This is a genomic window from Streptomyces sp. NBC_01241 (assembly GCF_041435435.1).
GTDB lineage: Bacteria > Actinomycetota > Actinomycetes > Streptomycetales > Streptomycetaceae > Streptomyces.
Genome location: NZ_CP108494.1, coordinates 5647898 through 5663807 on the forward strand (window position 1 = coordinate 5647898; position 15910 = coordinate 5663807).

Annotated in this window: 14 protein-coding genes and 1 pseudogene; 9 read left to right on the forward strand and 6 right to left on the reverse strand. The window is 71.2% G+C overall.

Translation table 11 applies throughout. The features are described 5' to 3' along the window. The first annotated feature begins 139 nt into the window (after positions 1-139). A complete protein-coding gene (locus OG306_RS25455) occupies positions 140-853 on the forward strand; it encodes a ferritin-like fold-containing protein (RefSeq protein WP_371665641.1) in 714 nt (237 codons plus the stop codon). A 61-nt stretch (positions 854-914) separates the two neighbouring features. Here OG306_RS25455 and OG306_RS25460 read toward each other — a convergent pair whose 3' ends face one another. From OG306_RS25460 to OG306_RS25475, 4 genes are all read right to left on the reverse strand, one after another. Then, positions 915-1184 carry a hypothetical protein gene (locus OG306_RS25460; RefSeq protein WP_266905510.1) on the reverse strand — a complete coding sequence of 90 codons (270 nt, stop codon included), beginning with the start codon at positions 1182-1184 and terminating at the stop codon, positions 915-917. A 285-nt stretch (positions 1185-1469) separates the two neighbouring features. Next, on the reverse strand, positions 1470-1697 hold the full coding sequence (locus OG306_RS25465; protein ID WP_266748385.1) for a DUF3107 domain-containing protein: 228 nt from the start codon (positions 1695-1697) through the stop codon (positions 1470-1472). Between the two features lie 142 nt (positions 1698-1839). Beyond that, positions 1840-2481 (reverse strand): TetR/AcrR family transcriptional regulator, encoded by a 642-nt coding sequence (locus OG306_RS25470; RefSeq protein ID WP_018105511.1) that lies wholly within the window; start codon positions 2479-2481, stop codon positions 1840-1842. Between the two features lie 168 nt (positions 2482-2649). Next, complete coding sequence (locus OG306_RS25475; protein ID WP_266748386.1) at positions 2650-2865, reverse strand: hypothetical protein; 216 nt, start codon at positions 2863-2865, stop codon at positions 2650-2652. 109 nt (positions 2866-2974) lie between these two features. Here OG306_RS25475 and OG306_RS25480 point away from each other — a divergent pair, with 109 nt between their 5' ends. The 8 genes and pseudogenes from OG306_RS25480 (at position 2975) to moeZ (ending at position 12426) form a co-directional block, all read left to right on the forward strand. Further along, complete coding sequence (locus OG306_RS25480) at positions 2975-3937, forward strand: alpha/beta hydrolase (RefSeq protein WP_266748387.1); 963 nt, start codon at positions 2975-2977, stop codon at positions 3935-3937. Positions 3938-3945: 8 nt separating this feature from the next. Next, entirely contained in the window at positions 3946-5217 is a 1272-nt protein-coding gene (locus tag OG306_RS25485; protein ID WP_266905508.1) for a DUF3152 domain-containing protein, read from the forward strand. Positions 5218-5233: 16 nt separating this feature from the next. Beyond that, positions 5234-5693 (forward strand): annotated as a pseudogene (locus tag OG306_RS25490) (ATP-binding cassette domain-containing protein); the annotation flags it as partial. 190 nt (positions 5694-5883) lie between these two features. Further along, a complete protein-coding gene (locus OG306_RS25495) occupies positions 5884-7761 on the forward strand; it encodes a DUF3492 domain-containing protein (protein ID WP_327258793.1) in 1878 nt (625 codons plus the stop codon). Positions 7762-7840: 79 nt separating this feature from the next. Beyond that, entirely contained in the window at positions 7841-9211 is a 1371-nt protein-coding gene (locus tag OG306_RS25500) for a hypothetical protein (RefSeq protein ID WP_266748390.1), read from the forward strand. A 155-nt stretch (positions 9212-9366) separates the two neighbouring features. After that, on the forward strand, positions 9367-10332 hold the full coding sequence (locus OG306_RS25505) for an NAD-dependent epimerase/dehydratase family protein (RefSeq protein ID WP_266748391.1): 966 nt from the start codon (positions 9367-9369) through the stop codon (positions 10330-10332). Beyond that, entirely contained in the window at positions 10320-11162 is an 843-nt protein-coding gene (locus OG306_RS25510; protein ID WP_266748392.1) for a spherulation-specific family 4 protein, read from the forward strand. The genes OG306_RS25505 and OG306_RS25510 overlap by 13 nt, the downstream gene beginning before the upstream one ends. An 85-nt stretch (positions 11163-11247) precedes the next feature. Continuing rightward, the gene (gene moeZ, locus OG306_RS25515) at positions 11248-12426 is read left to right on the forward strand and encodes an adenylyltransferase/sulfurtransferase MoeZ (RefSeq protein ID WP_114246509.1); all 1179 of its coding nucleotides are present in this window, start codon (positions 11248-11250) and stop codon (positions 12424-12426) included. Between the two features lie 201 nt (positions 12427-12627). Here moeZ and OG306_RS25520 read toward each other — a convergent pair whose 3' ends face one another. Both OG306_RS25520 and OG306_RS25525 read right to left on the reverse strand, forming a co-directional pair. Beyond that, entirely contained in the window at positions 12628-14208 is a 1581-nt protein-coding gene (locus OG306_RS25520; RefSeq protein ID WP_266748393.1) for an alpha/beta hydrolase, read from the reverse strand. A gap of 86 nt (positions 14209-14294) precedes the next feature. After that, the gene (locus tag OG306_RS25525) at positions 14295-15902 is read right to left on the reverse strand and encodes an alpha/beta hydrolase (RefSeq protein ID WP_266748394.1); all 1608 of its coding nucleotides are present in this window, start codon (positions 15900-15902) and stop codon (positions 14295-14297) included. Positions 15903-15910: the final 8 nt, after the last annotated feature.

The window sequence follows — 15910 nt, forward strand, 5'->3', positions numbered from 1 at the left end:
GTGACTCCTCCCCAGAGGGGCTTCTCACTTGGCTGCCAGACAGCTTCATGACGGACAAGCCCTGCCCGGCGCGGCGAAGCGCAGTAGGGAAGCTATCAGCTGTATGCGATGCATCACAGCCGATTCAGAAAGGATTGCCGTGGCCGAAAGCGAGCACACGCAGGTCGCTGCCCAGGGCTGGGAGCAGGCCTCTGCCGACCCGCAATACAGGGCGGCGGTTGTCGACCTGCTCGGAGCACTCGCGTACGGGGAGCTGGCGGCCTTCGAGCGGCTCGCCGAGGACGCGAAGCTCGCACCGACGCTGGCCGACAAGGCGGAGCTGGCGAAGATGGCCTCCGCCGAATTCCATCACTTCGAGCGGCTGGCGGACCGGCTGACCGCGATCGACGTGGAGCCGACGGGCGCGATGGAGCCGTTCGCCAAGGCGCTCGACGACTTCCACCGCCAGACCGCGCCGTCGGACTGGTTGGAGGGCCTGGTCAAGGCGTACGTCGGCGACTCGATCGCCAGTGACTTCTACCGCGAGGTCGCCGCCCGGCTCGACTCGGACACCCGCTCCCTCGTCCTCGCCGTGCTCGACGACACCGGACACGGCAACTTCGCCGTGGAGAAGGTGCGCGCCGCGATCGAGGCCGACCCGCGCCTCGGCGGCCGACTCGCGCTGTGGGCGCGGCGGCTGATGGGCGAGGCGCTCTCGCAGGCCCAGCGGGTGGTGGCCGACCGCGACGCGCTGTCGACGATGCTCGTCGGCGGTGTGGCGGACGGGTTCGATCTGGCGGAGGTCGGGCGGATGTTCTCGCGGATCACCGAGGCGCACACCAAGCGGATGGCCGCGCTGGGACTGGCGGCGTAGCCGGTTCACCCGGGCTGTCCGGTCGTCCGTCCGCACCGGGCGGGCGGACGACCGGACGGCCTCAGGCCGCCGCTGATCGGCTCAGATGGCGGCTGCGGGGGCGGACCAGCAACGAGAGCGTCACGCTGCCGATCAGCGCCGCGCCGATCAGTGTGGCCACGAGGTGGCCGGGGCCCAGCACCGAGTGCATGAGAAAAGCGCCGAAGAGGGCTCCCAGCGCGCCGGTGGTGAGGACGGCACGTCGGGACGGAAGCCGGTCCGGCAGCGAGTGGAGCGCCACCCAGGCGAGGGCGAGTCCGAGCACGACGGAGCCGAGAGGTTCCAAGATCACAGATGATCACCTCGCGTGTTGCGGGGCGGGCAGATCGGTCGTTAGCGGTACTACCCGAGGGATGTGGAACACAACCCTCCTCGGACAGGGTTGGCACGGGAATCGCCCGGCCGACGCAAAGCCTCCCGACGGAATCCGCCGACGGAAGCGGTCGACAGAAGCGGTCGAGGGAAGCGGTCGAGGGAAGCGGTCGAGGGAATCCGTCCGACGGCCCCCGCAACGGAAAGCGGCCCGGTGGGGGTTCCCACCGGGCCGTTCGCACGACCACTGCGTCGAGCGTGTCGCCTACAGCGCGCCGAAGCCCACGCGCCGCGTGCTGGGCTCGCCGATCTCCACGTACGCGATCCGGTCGGCCGGCACCAGGACCTTGCGGCCCTTCTCGTCCGTGAGGCTGAGCAGCTGCGCCTTACCGGCGAGCGCCTCGGCGACCGTGCTCTCGACCTCTTCGGCGGAAAGCCCGCTCTCCAGAACGATCTCCCGGGGCGTGTGCTGCACCCCGATCTTGACCTCCACGGCTATGTCCCTCCGACGGTCAGTCCCTGCGCGGTGAACCGCGCCGTACGCAGCACACATTAGCCCGCTGAGGAGAGCGGCCAGGGGCCGGTGGGCAACGCCCGCAGCGAACACGAGCGCCGGGCGCGCCCGGCCGACGCCGTCAGTGCTGATCGATGCCGTGCAGCGGGAAGCCCGCGATGCCCCGCCAGGCCAGTGAGGTGAGCAGCTGCACCGCTGTGTCGCGCGGGATCGCGGACCGGCTGGACAGCCAGTAGCGGGCGACGACCTGGGAGACACCGCCCAGACCGACCGCGAGCAGCATCGACTCGTCCTTGGACAGGCCCGTGTCACCGGCGATGACGTCGGAGATCGCCTCCGCGCACTGCAGTGAGACCCGGTCGACACGCTCGCGCACCGCGGGCTCGTTGGTCAGGTCCGATTCGAAGACCAGCCGGAAGGCGCCGCCCTCGTCCTCGACGTACGCGAAGTACGCGTCCATCGTCGCGGCGACGCGCAGCTTGTTGTCGGTCGTCGACGCCAGCGCCGTACGGACCGCCTGGAGCAGCGACTCGCAGTGCTGGTCGAGCAGGGCCAGATAGAGCTCCAGCTTGCCCGGGAAGTGCTGGTAGAGCACCGGCTTGCTGACCCCGGCGCGTTCCGCGATGTCGTCCATCGCGGCGGAGTGGTACCCCTGCGCCACGAATACTTCCTGCGCGGCGCCCAGCAGCTGGTTGCGTCGGGCGCGGCGAGGCAGTCGAGTGCCTCGCGGGCGCGCCGCCTCGGTCTGCTCGATGGCTGTCACGCCGCCTCCCAAATTGTTGATCAAACACAGCTTTTTCGTGCACGCTGCGCCACACAGCCATCGTACTTTCGGGTAACCCGGGTGTGCGCGGCGCGGACGCAGAATTTCATGGACCGGACGACTGCGGTAGCCACAGATTCGTCGACCAGTGGGGCAAAGCGGGGCGTACTAGCGGTAATCGTCTTCATCCTGTGTGACAACACGAGCCTGCTCGGCCGCATCCGCCACATTGGCACGGTCGCGGTCGATATGCGTGAGCGGTTCGTCGCGCCGCTGCTGGAGATCGGTCCGCTGCTCGGCGGCGTCCGCCCGGGGCGTCTCCTCGTCCGGTTCGTCCGGCTGGACGTCCTCGAAGGTCTCCGGGTCGCTGGGGTCGACCGACATGGTGACTCCCTTCCTTGCTTCGAGCCTAGGAGCTAGCCCCTCAAGCCGCTATGTGATCTGTGACGGCGAACACATGAACCGCGGTGTGATCGTCTCGTAACATTGCCGCATGTCTTCGACCGAGCTGCCGGGAGTCCGTGCCGCCGCCGCAGTGGCCCCGACGGTGAGCACCATCGGGGCTGCGGAGGGGGAGGAGCTGCGCTCCGTCACGCTGCCCGGGCTGACGCTGACCGTCCGGTCCCGGCCGCCGGAGCGCACCGGGATGCCGCCCGCGCTCTACGTCCACGGGCTCGGCGGCTCCTCGCGGAACTGGTCGGCGCTGATGCCGCTGCTCCAGGACGTGGTGGACGGCGAGGCGGTCGACCTGCCCGGGTTCGGTGACTCGCCGCCGCCGGACGACGGCAACTACTCGGTCACCGGCCACGCCCGCGCCGTGATCCGGTTCCTCGACGCGGCGGAGCGCGGGCCCGTCCACCTGTTCGGCAATTCGCTGGGTGGTGCCGTGGCCACCCGGGTCGCCGCGGTCCGCCCCGACCTGGTGCGCACCCTCACTCTCATCGCGCCCGCGCTCCCCGAGATCCGGGTCCAGCGGACGGCCGCGCCGACCGCGCTGCTCGCCGTTCCGGGCGTCGCGTCGCTGTTCGCCCGGATGTCCAGGGGCTGGACCGCGGAGGAGCGCACACGCGGCGTCATGGCACTCTGTTACGGCGATCCGGCGCGCGTCTCCGAGTCCGGCTTCCGCGAAGCGGTGGCCGAAATGGAGCACCGGCTGGAACTGCCGTACTTCTGGGACGCGATGGCCCGCTCGGCACGTGGCATCGTCGACGCGTACACGCTCGGCGGTCAGCATGGACTGTGGCGCCAGGCCGAGCGGGTGCTCGCACCGACCCAGCTCGTGTACGGCGGACGGGACCAACTCGTCTCGTACCGGATGGCGCGCAGGGCGTCCGCGGCGTTCCGCGACTCGCGGCTGCTGACACTGCCCGACGCGGGGCACGTGGCGATGATGGAGTACCCGGAGGCGGTCGCCCAGGCGTTCCGGGAGCTGCTCGACGAACGCGGCAGGAGCTGATCCGGGGCGTGGGACGACATAGCCGAAAAGGCCCCGAACCCGCGGGCCCCGATATCGACGCCGCCCTCGCGAACGGGGGCGGCGGTCGTGAGGGCGTTCATCCGGGGCCCGGCAGCGGGCGGCGCCGGCGGGTGGCCGACGCACAGGCCGGGGCCGACGGGCACACCCCGTTCCAGCAGACCGGCCACGTCCGCGGTGGCCACCCCGAGCAGCGTGAGCCCGGCGGCGGCTGGGGGACCGGGCCGCAGCAGACGGTGCCCCGGCGTCAACCACCGGTCGGCACCCGGCCGCTGATACCCGGGCCGCGGCGCGAGTTCGTCGAGGTGTTCGACGCGCCACCCGCTCCGCCCGCACCTCGTGGGCCCGCCGTCCCGCCGGCCCGGCCGGCCGACCCGTACAGCTCGGTCGGCGAGTGGGCCGAGCAGCCGCCGAGCGGCGCCGCCGCGCCGACTCCCACCGAGAGCGGCCGGGAAGGCAAGGGCACCCGGGGGCGTACGTTCACGGGCATAGCGGCCGCCGCGGTGACCACCGTGCTCGCGGTGGTCGTGGCCGGGCAGGTCGCCCACGACAGCGGCGGGACCAGTGCCGCACAGCCCACGGGCGTCGACCGGGACGGCGTCGACGGCGCCTCCCGCTCGGACGACCGGCCGATGCCGAAGGCGGCGCAGGCCAAGCCCCTTTCGTACACGGAGAAGATGGCCAAGGCCTACCCGCTCTCCCCGGAACTGCACGGCTCCGGAAAGTTCGAGGCGGTTCCTGGGGCGGCGAAGGCCCCGGGCAGGGGGCACAAGTACCGCTATCGGATCGATGTCGAGAAGGGCCTCGGCCTCGACGCCGCGCTCTTCGCCCGGGGCGTCCAGGAAACGCTCAACGACGACCGCAGCTGGGCGCACGACGGCGCCATGACGTTCGAGCGGATCTCCTCCGGCGACCCCGATTTCGTGATCACCCTGGCCAGTCCCGGGACCACCGGCGACTGGTGCAGGAAGTCGGGTCTGGACACGACCGAGGACAACGTCTCGTGCGACTCCGCGGCCACCGAGCGCGTGATGATCAACGCCTACCGCTGGGCGCAGGGGTCGTCGACGTTCGGCCCGGACAAACTCTTCGCCTACCGCCAGATGCTGATCAACCACGAGGTCGGTCACCGGCTGGGTCACAACCATGTGAGTTGCCGCACGCCGGGAGCGCTCGCTCCAGTGATGCAGCAGCAGACGAAGTCCCTGGACATCGGCGGGATCAAGTGCCGGCCCAACGCCTGGGTGTATCCGGTGGATTGACATGGTCGCGGCCTGCCGAATCCGGCATCGGCGGAGCTGTCTGCTGAAGCACGTCGGGCTCGACCCCGAGCAGTACGACCGCTGCCCGCACGAGTTCAGCGGCGGACAGCGCCCGCGCGCCGGGATCGCCCGCGCGCCGGCCGCCGAAGCCGGAACTGATCGTCTGCGACGAGGCCGTCTCCGCGCTCGACGTCACGCCCCAGGCCCAGGTGACCGCCCTGCCGGCGCAGTTGCAGCGGGAGCTGGGGCCGGCCCTGGTCTTCATCGCGAATGATCTCGCCGTCGTACGGCAGGCCGGCGACCGGGGGTCGCCCTCATGCGACAGGGGTCGGCTCGTCGAGGAGGGCGAGGTGGACCAGGTGTACGGCGACCCCCAGAAGCCATACACCAAGCAGCTCCTGGCGGCCGTACCCGCGCTCGATCCGACGCTCGCGGCGCAGCGCCGCGCAGCCCGCAAGGAGCTGGCCGCCGCTTGACCCTGCGTAATGGAACGCCCCCATAGCGCGACAGAACGCCATCGGGGCGGGAAAGTTACGACGGTTCACCCCTTTCGGTGGTGTGACGGACAACCGTCCGTCGCACCACCGGCGTATCCGCTTACGGTCGTCCCGCTGTGAGTCGCCATTCCAACGGCGGCCGCCCACAAGGGAGATCGGAGGTGCACTCGTGCGGATCGGACTCCTCACCGACGGTGGTTATCCGTATGCGACCGGTGAGTCCAGGCTCTGGTGCGACCGTCTGGTGCGCGGACTCACGCAGCACGAGTTCGATCTCTTCGCGCTCAGCCGCTCCGCCGAGCAGGAGGAGCGGGGCTGGGTCCCGCTCCCGACACAGGTCGGCCGGGTACGGACGGCGCCGCTGTGGACGGCCGACGAGGACATCCCGGGCACCCGCGCCCCCAAGGGCCTGCTCGCCCGGATCACGACGGGCGGCGGCGGACGCTCGTACGGGAGGCGCGAACGACGGCGCTTCACGGCGCACTTCACGGCTCTCGCGACCGCGGTCTGTGCGGCCGGGGCGGTGGGTGAGGTGCGTGCGGCGGGTGCGACGGTGCCTGCGACGGACGGTGGTGAAGGCGCGAGCGGGGGCGTGGTTCCCTGCGGACGGGGTGAAGAAGGGCCTGCGGGGCTCACGGCCGCCGGTGTGGCGGACGCGCAGTTCACGGAGGGGCTGTACGGGCTCGCCGAACTGGCTCGCGAACACGGGGGACTTCCCGCGGCACTCCGCTCTGAGACCGCCGTACGCGTGCTCGAAGCCGCCCGCCGCGCCCCGGGCGCCGGACGCACCGTCCAGACCGCCACCGTCCCCGATCTCCTCGCCTTCGCCCGGGAGCTCGACCGGGTGCTGCGTCCGCTCTCCCTCGACTGGTACGACGAGGAGAGCCTCGGCGCGGTCGACCTCTGCCACGCCACATCCGGCGGCGCCGCCGCTCTGCCGGGTCTGCTGGCCAAACGCTTCTTCGGGGTCCCGCTGCTGGTCACCGAGCACGGCGTGCGACTGCGGGCGCACTACCTCGCCGCCACCGACACGCCTCTGAGCGCGCCGGTACGCGCCCTGCTCGCCGGCTTCCACGGACGGCTCGCCGCCGAGGTGTACCGGCAGGCTGAGATCCTCACCCCCGGTGACACGCACGTCCGCCGCTGGCAGGAACGGTGCGGTGCCGAGCGCGAGAAGCTGCGCACCATCTACCCCGGCATGGAATCGGACCGGTTCACGGCGCTGGGGGAGAGCGACGACAGCGGTCCCGACGACACCCTGGTCTGGGTCGGCCGGATCGAGCCCGCCAAGGACCTGATCGCGCTGCTGCACGCCTTCGCTCAGGTGCGGAAGGCCGAACCGGACGCCCGGCTGCGGATCATCGGCGCGGCGGCGCAGGGTCCGGAGGGGGCCACGTATCTCGCGCACTGCCGGGCGCTGGCCGCCCAGTTGTTCCCCGACGAGGCCACGGACGCGCACACCGTGGGCGACAACCCGGTCTCCTTCGAGGACATCGGCGGGGCCGAGGTGCCGGGTCTGCCGGAGGCCTATGGGGCGGGCGGGGTCGTCGTCCTGTCCAGCGTGGTCGAGGGCTTCCCCGTCGGTCTCGTCGAGGCGATGTTCTGCGGACGGGCGACGGTGTCGACGGACGTCGGCGCGGTGGTCGAAGTCATCGGCGGCACCGGACTCGTGGTGCCCCCGCGCAACCCGAAGGCGCTCGCCGACGCCTGCCTTGCGCTGCTGCGCGACCCGGAGCGCCGTGCACGGCTCGGAGCGGCGGCGCGCGCCCGCGCGCTCGAACTCTTCACCGTTGAGCAGAACCTCGCGGCATATCGCGGCATCTACCTGGAGCTGATCTCGCACGCCCCGGTGCGCAGGGAGGCCGACGCAGTGGACGCCGACGGCGGACCGCGCCCCTTCGCCACCCCGCCGGAGGCGCATGTCCTGGGCCCGTGGACGGCCTCGGGCGCCGACGCGGCACGGCCGGCCGGCCGCACACCCGGCTGGGCCGCCGAGGCCCCGACCGTCTGCGCGGGAGCACGGGGAGCGGGTGGCGGCAATGCGTGAACAGGGATCGGACCGGCCGGGCCGCAGCGGTGGGGCGGGACGGTCCGACGCAGCCGGCGACGATCACGGAGGAGAGACGATGGGCCGCCCGACCGAGGTGTCCGACGCACCCGCCCCACCGTCCACCGGCGGGAGCTGGGACCTTCGCTCCCGGGCATGGGTTTCCGGGACCGCCGTTGAGGAAGGCGCCGCGGAGGACACCGCCGTAGTCGCGGGAGACACCGCCGCAGTCGCGGAGGACACCGCTGCAGGGGTATCCGCAGCAGAGGAAGGCGCTACGGAACAGGCCGAGCCGGTCACCAAGGCCCGGGCCGCCGCGCCCCGGGCTCCCGAGATCGCGGGTGCCGCTCCGGCGCGCAAGCTCAACGTCTCGCGCCGCGGTCCTGCCGACCCCGTGAGATCGCTGATGCACCGCCATCGCGAGCTGTGCGAGCGCGCCGTCGATCCGCTGGAGATCGCCGCCGGGCTCGAAGCCCACGGCGTCACCGACCGTGCCGCCGCCCGCTACCGGCACCGCGACGTCTTCTCGCTCGCCGAGGAACTCTTCGCCCGGGTGCCCGCCGTGGCGGGGGAGCCCGCGACAGGGAATCGCGCGCCGGAGCGTGACACCGGGACACGGGCCGCCTGGTCGCTCCGCGCACTGGTGCCGGGCGCCGCCTGCATCGCCACCGCAGGCGCTCTGAGGCTGACCGAGGGGACACTCGGCGGTCAGGGACGGCTCGCGATCGCCGTCACCGGAGCGCTTGTCGCACTCGTCGGCCTCGCCCTCAGCCTGTGCAGCGGCCCCCTGCACGCCGTGGGCGGCTCCTCGGGGACCGCCCATGTGTACGGCTGCTGGCTCCTCGGATATGTCCTGTACGGCGACGCGCTGCTCGACCAAGTGCTCAGCGGCGGCCCCGAAGGCTCCTGGACGTTCACCCCCGCACCGCTGCTGGGGCTGGCGCTCTCGGTCGCCCCGGCCGCGTGGTGCGCGCACCTCTTCTCCGTACACGCACACCGCAAACTGATCGGAAGCCGCGCACTGGAGGAGTTCGCCGCAGGTGTGCGCCCCCTGCTGTTCGGAGCCGTCGCCCTCCACCTGTGTGCCCTCGCCGGACTGCTCTACCTCGCGCACCTGGGATACGGAGGCGGTGGCCCCTTCGTGGGGGCGGCCGCGCTCGGTGTGCTGCTCCTGCTGGCCCGGCTGCTGGCCGTGCACGGCTTCCCCGAACCCGCCACCGTCGCACTCGCCGCCGCCTGCGCCGTCGAAGCGCTGGCACCCGCCCTGGTCCTGGCCGGGCGGCTGCCCGGCCTGCACTTCCTCGCCCGCCCCGTCGACGCCCTGGTCATGGCGGCAGGCACCGGAGCCGTATCCGCCCTCGCCTGTGGCACTGCGGCGCTCGGCCTGCTGATCACCGCCGCCGTCGTCCTGTCCAGGGCATCCGCCCACGTAAGAACCACCCCCACGTAAGAACCACCCCCAGAACCACCCCCATACCCCGCGGAGCCGACGCTGCGGGTCCGTTCCCCGTACCGCACCACACGTCACTTCCTGAAGGAGACACCGGACATGACCCCCCAATCCCCCGCACCGGCAGCCCGCCGTCGGTACCGAGGGGGCGCGCGATGAGGGTGCTGCTGCTCGGAGCCAATGGATTCCTCGGCCGGTTCGTGGCCGACCGCCTGCTCGCCGACCCCGCCGTGCATCTCACGGCGCTCGGCCGCGGCGACGACGCCGACGTGCGGTTCGACCTCGCCGGCGGCAGTCCCGGCGCGCTGACCCGCTTCCTGGACGCCGTCCACCCCGGCGTCGTCGTCAACTGCGCGGGCGCCACCCGCGGCGGGGCCCGCGATCTGACCCGCCACAACACCGTCGCCGTCGCCACCGTCTGCGAGGCGATGCGGCGCAGCGGCTGCACGGCCCGGCTCGTCCAGGTCGGCTGTTCGGCGGAGTACGGGCCCTCGCAGCCCGGCTCATCGACCGCGGAGGACGCGATTCCGCGCCCCGGCGGCCCGTACGGCGTCAGCAAGCTCGCCGCCACCGAACTCGTCCTCGGCTCCGGCCTCGACGCGGTCGTGCTGCGGGTCTTCTCCCCGGTCGGTCCCGGCACCCCGGCCGGTTCCCCGCTCGGCAGGCTCGCCGAGGCGATGCGCCGGGCCATGCAGTCCGGTGACGGCGAGCTGAAGCTCAGCGGCCTCGGCGTGCAGCGCGACTTCGTCGACGTACGCGATGTCGCGCGCGCCGTGCACGCCGCCTCGCTCTCCGCGGCGCAAGGTGTCGTCAACATCGGCACCGGCCGCGCCGTGCGACTCCGGGACGCGGCCTCCGTCCTCGCCAGGGTCGCCGGATACGCGGGCGCACTCCACGAGCTCGACGCGCCCCCGCCCCGGCTGCCCATCGGTGCCCCGCGGACCTCGACCGAGTCGGTCATCGAGCACCTCTCGGCAACCCCGTCCCCCTACCCGGACGGCTGCGGCGCCTGGCAGCAGGCCGACGTCCGTACCGCCAGGGACCGGCTCGGCTGGCGCCCCCGGATCAATCTGGAGGAGTCCCTGGCCGACATCTGGATGGAGGCGGCGTGCCGTATCTGACCTCCACCGGCACCGTCCGCCGGACCGGCGGCGTCGAGCAACTCGGCTTCGGCGTCCCCGGTTACGCGCATCCGCTGCTCGCCCCCACCGAGTGGGCCGAACTCACCCGCCCCGGTACCCCGCTGCACTGGGCGGTCCTCAACATCGACGACGGCCCGGGTGCTCGCCCGGACCCGCACTGTCTGGAGGCCGCGGGCCGGCTCCGCAACGCCCGGGAGCGGGCCGTGCAGGGCGAGACCCCGCAGGACTCCGCCCGGGCCGCGGGCGGCCGGCTGCTCGGCCATCTCGATCTGGCCTTCGGCAGCCGCTCCTTCGGAGAGCTGATCGCCGACGCGCAGTCCTTCCTCGACTGGTACCGCGTCGACGGCTTCTATCTCGGCCAGTGCCCGGCCGGCCGGGCCGAACTCCCGGCCGTCCGCCGTCTCACCGGCACACTCGCCGCGCTCCTCGAACACGACGAAGGCGGGGAGGGGCACGGGCCGCTGGTGCTGGGGCTGGGCACCCATCCGCATCCGGGCTACGCCGAGGTCGCCGACCAGCTGGTCACCTTCTCCGGCCCCTGGGCCGACTACCGCTGGTCACAGGTGGCGGAGTGGACCGCCGCCTATCCGCCGGAGCGGTTCGCGCACTTCGTGCACGGCGTTCCGCGCACCCATCTCGAAGAGGCCATGCGCATCGCCCGCTGGCAGGGCGCGGGCACGATCTTCTTCACGGACCGGGACGGACAGCACGGGTGGGACGGACGGCACGGACAAACCGATCCATTCGCGGCGCTGCCCGGGTACTGGGACGAATTCGTCTCGCGGATCGGACCGGGTATCTCGGAATGAGAAGCGGCGTGGCAGTGTTACGGCAAGAACAACCGTACGTAGCTGAAGTACGTAGAAACCGACCACCTGCATTGTTGAGGTTCCTGTGTCGCTGCCACCCCTGGTCGAGCCAGCTGCTGAGCTCACCGTCGACGAGGTCCGCAGGTACTCCCGCCACCTGATCATCCCGGATGTGGGGATGGACGGGCAGAAGCGGCTGAAGAACGCGAAGGTGCTCTGTGTAGGCGCCGGCGGTCTCGGTTCGCCGGCCCTGATGTACCTGGCCGCCGCCGGTGTCGGCACGCTCGGCATCGTGGAGTTCGACGAGGTCGACGAGTCGAACCTGCAGCGCCAGATCATCCACAGCCAGGCCGACATCGGCCGTTCCAAGGCCGAGTCCGCCAAGGACTCGGTGCTGGGCATCAACCCGTACGTGAACGTGGTCCTTCACGAGGAGCGGCTCGAAGCCGACAACGTGATGGACATCTTCGCCCAGTACGACCTGATCGTGGACGGCACGGACAACTTCGCCACCCGCTATCTGGTCAACGACGCAGCCGTACTGCTGAACAAGCCGTACATCTGGGGCTCGATCTACCGGTTCGACGGCCAGGCGTCCGTCTTCTGGTCCGAGCACGGTCCCTGCTACCGCTGCCTCTACCCGGAGCCGCCCCCGCCGGGCATGGTTCCCTCGTGCGCCGAGGGCGGCGTGCTCGGGGTGCTCTGCGCCTCCGTCGGCTCCATCCAGGTCACCGAGGCCATCAAGCTGCTCGCCGGTATCGGCGACCCGCTGGTCGGCCGATTGATGATCTACGACGCCCTGGAGATGCAGTACCGCCAGGTCAAGGTCCGCAAGGACCCCGACTGCGCGGTCTGCGGCGAGAACCCGACCGTCACCGAGCTCATCGACTACGAGGCCTTCTGCGGCGTCGTGTCCGAGGAGGCCCAGGAGGCGGCGCTCGGCTCCACGATCACTCCGAAGCAGCTCAAGGAGTGGATCGACGCGGACGAGAAGATCGAGATCATCGACGTCCGTGAGCCGAACGAGTTCGAGATCGTTTCGATCCCCGGCGCCCGGCTGATCCCGAAGAACGAGTTCCTGATGGGCAACGCCCTCCAGGACCTCCCGCAGGACAAGCGCATCGTCCTGCACTGCAAGACCGGTGTCCGCAGCGCCGAGGTCCTCGCGGTCCTCAAGTCGGCGGGCTTCGCCGACGCGGTGCACGTGGGCGGCGGCGTGATCGGCTGGGTCAACCAGATCGAGCCCGAGAAGCCGGTGTACTGAGCCGGTGTGTACCGAGCCGGTGCACTGAGCCGGTGTTCTGAGCCGCTGCTGTACCGGGTTCTTGATGTACCGAATCCTTGGTGTACCGAATCCTTGGTGTACCAGGTACGAACGCTTCGAAGGGGCCGGTCCGCGTGCTGCGGACCGGCCCCTTCGGCGTTCCACGGGGTACCGGGCCCCCGGGGAACGCCCGGATCCGCGTTACGAACAGGTCTTGCCGTCTGCCGGGACCTTCCCGTCGAGGAAGTACGCGTCCACGGTCGACGTCACGCACGCGCTCTCACCGTACGAGCCGTGCCCCTCGCCCTTGTTGGTGAGCATGACGCCGACGCCCTTGCCCAGTTCGTCCGCCATCTTCCGCGCACCCTCGTAGGGCGTCGCAGGGTCGCCGGTCGTACCGACGACCAGGATCGGACCGGCACCCGGAGCGCTCGCCTCCGGGTTGTCGTGCTCGCCCTCCACCGGCCACTGCGCACACCAGCCGGCCGTGTCCCACGCCAGGAACGGTCCGAACACCGGGGACAGCTGCCGGAACTCGGGCAGCATGGCCCTGGCCTCGGCCGCCGTCGGCCGGAGCTTGCTGTCCGCGCAGGAGATGGCGCGCTGCGAGTGGTTCTGCGTGTCGTAATGGCCCTTCTCGTCCCGGCCGTTGTACGCGTCGGCCATCTGCAGCAGCATCGTGCCGGTGCCCCTCTTCTCGGCCTCGTCCAGCGCCTGGGTCAGGTACGGCCAGCTGCTCTTGGAGTAGAGCGGCATGACGATGCCGGTGATGGCGAGCGACTGGTTGAGCTCACGGCCCGAGGCGGTCGGCAGCGGCTTCTTGTCGATCCGCTCCAGCAGCCGGGCGATGCGTTCGGTGCCCGCCTTCGGGTCCTGACCGCGGTCCTTGAGGTAGTTCTCCAGCGCCCGCTGGAACCCGGTCGCCTGGTTGCGGGCGTGCCCAATCGCGTCCGCGGTCGGGTCGACGACGGCGTCCAGGACGGTGCGGCCCACCTTCTTCGGGAAGAGGTGCGCGTAGGTGCCGCCCAGCTCCGTGCCGTACGACATGCCGAAATAGGTGAGTTTCTTGTCGCCGAGCACCTCGCGGATCAGGTCCATGTCCCGGGCGGCGTTCGTCGTACCGACGTACGGCAGGACCTTGCCGGAGCGGCGTTCGCAGCCGGCGCCGAAGTCCGCGCCGTCCTTCATGAACGCGGCCTCCTCCGCCGCCGTGTCCGGAGTCATGTCGACCTTCCGGTAGGCGTCCTCCGCCTCCTTGTCGGTACGGCAGTTCACCCCCGCGCTGCCCGCGACGCCGCGCGGGTCGAAGCTCACCAGGTCGTAGCGGGCGTTGAGCTTCTCGTACGAACGGGCGGCGCGCGGCAGTATCGAGACCCCCGAACCGCCGGGGCCGCCGAAGTTGAACAGCATCGAGCCCAGGCGTCGGCTCTTGTCCCGGGCCTCCTTGCGGATCAGCGCGATCCGGATCGTGTCGCCGTCCGGCTTCGCGTAGTTCAGCGGTACCTCGACGGTCGCGCACCGCCAGCCGGTACCGGGAGCGCTGCCGCCCGCGGGGGCCTTGCAGCTCTTCCAGTCCGGCCGCTGGGAGGTGAGCGCGGCGGGCAGGGCGGGCGTGCCGGGCTGCCCGCCCGTCGTGGCGGACGGCTTGCCGGGCGTGGACGCCGCACCGCTGTCCGTCCTGTCGGCCGGTTTGTCGTCCGTACCACTGCCACAGCCGGCGAGCAGCCCCGTCAGCAGTAGTGCGGCGCCGGTCAGAGCCCCGGCGCGTGCGTGTCCTACCACGTGTACGTCCTCCCCATGTACCTGTACGTACTACGTACAGAACGTGCGCCCATGCTAGGGCCTGTCCGGCGGATCCCGGCCGGGGTCTACTTGCAGACGGTCCCGGCCGCCGGAACCTTGCCGTCCAGCAGATAGTCGCCCACGGTCTTCTGCACACAGGCGTTGCCACTGTTGTACGCGCCGTGCCCCTGGCCCTCGTACGTCATCTGCACACCGACACCCTTGCCCAGTGCGTCGGCCATCGCCTTCGCGCCCGCGTACGGGGTCGCCGGGTCGCCGGTGTTGCCGATGACGAGGACGGGGGCCGCGCCCGGGGCGCTGACGTCCGGGGTCTCCCAGGCGCCCGCCACCGGCCAGCCGGTGCAGGACATCAGGCCCCAGGCCAGATAGTCACCGAAGACCGGCGAGGCGGACCGGAACTCCGAGAGCTTCGCCATGGTCTGGTCCGCGGTGAACCGCTGCTTGGAGTCGGCGCAGTTGATGGCGGTGTTGGCGGCCATCAAATTGTCGTAGTGCCCGTCGGCCTGACGGCCGTTCAGCGAATCCGCGAGAGCGAGGAGCAGCGCGCCGTTCCCGCCGTCGGCCTCGTCCACTCCCTGTTCCAGCAACGGCCAGGTCTCCTTTGAGTAGAGGGCGGCCGCGATGCCGGTGATGGCCAGGGACTGGGTCAGCTGCCGGTTCCCGATCCCCGGGATCGGAGTCTTCTCCAGCCGTGCGAGAAGGCCGGAGACCCCCTGCTCGACCTCCTTCTCGGTGGAACCGGGGAGCTTGCAGGCCGCGCCGCGGTTCACGCAGTCCTTGGCGAAGCTGTCCAGGGCGAGCTGGAACCCCCTGGCCTGGCCGAGCGAGGACTGCACGGAGTCCAGGGTCGGGTTGACCACCCCGTCCAGTACCGACCTGCCGACGTTCTTCGGGAACAAATTGGCGTAGACGCCGCCCAGTTCGGTGCCGTACGAGATGCCGAAGTAGTACAGCTTCTTGTCTCCGAGCACCTGACGCATCAGATCCATGTCGCGGGCGGCGTTTGTGGTGCCGACGTAGGGGAGCTCCTTGCCGGAGTTCTTCTTGCAGGCCAACGCGAAGGTCTTGATGTCCTTGACGAGGGCATTCACCTCGGCGCTGTCGTCCGGAGTGGCGTCGGTCTCGTAGCGGGCGTCGAGCTGCCGGTCGGTCTCGCACTCCACGCCCGCACTGCGGCCGACCCCGCGCGGGTCGAAGCTGACCAGGTCGTAGCCGGCGCGGAGCTTGTCGTAGTCGGTGCCGAAGGCGGGCAGGGTGGCGACACCGGAAGCGCCGGGGCCGCCGAAGTTGAAGATGAGGGAGCCGATCCGCTTGTCCGGATTCTTGGCCCTGGCCCGGATGAGTGCCAGTTCGATCGTCTCGCCGCCCGGATTCGCGTAGTCGAGCGGGACCTTCATGAAGGAACACTCCCAGGGGGTGCCGTCGGGCAGGGGCGACGGGGCCTTTCCGCCGCCCTGCTCGGGGGACGGGGCGGGGCAGGGCTTCCATGCCGGCTTCTGGGAGGCGAGGTAGCCGGAGCTGCTGCTCGCCTCGGCGGCGTTCGCGGCGAGCGGGGAGCTCTGCGGCCCGACCGGGCCGCCCTTGTCGCTGCTCTCGGAGCAGGCAGTGAGGGGAAGGAGCACGGTGGCGGTGGCGGCGAGAGCGGCAGCACGCAGGGCGGGGGAGGTCCTCATGGCCCCAT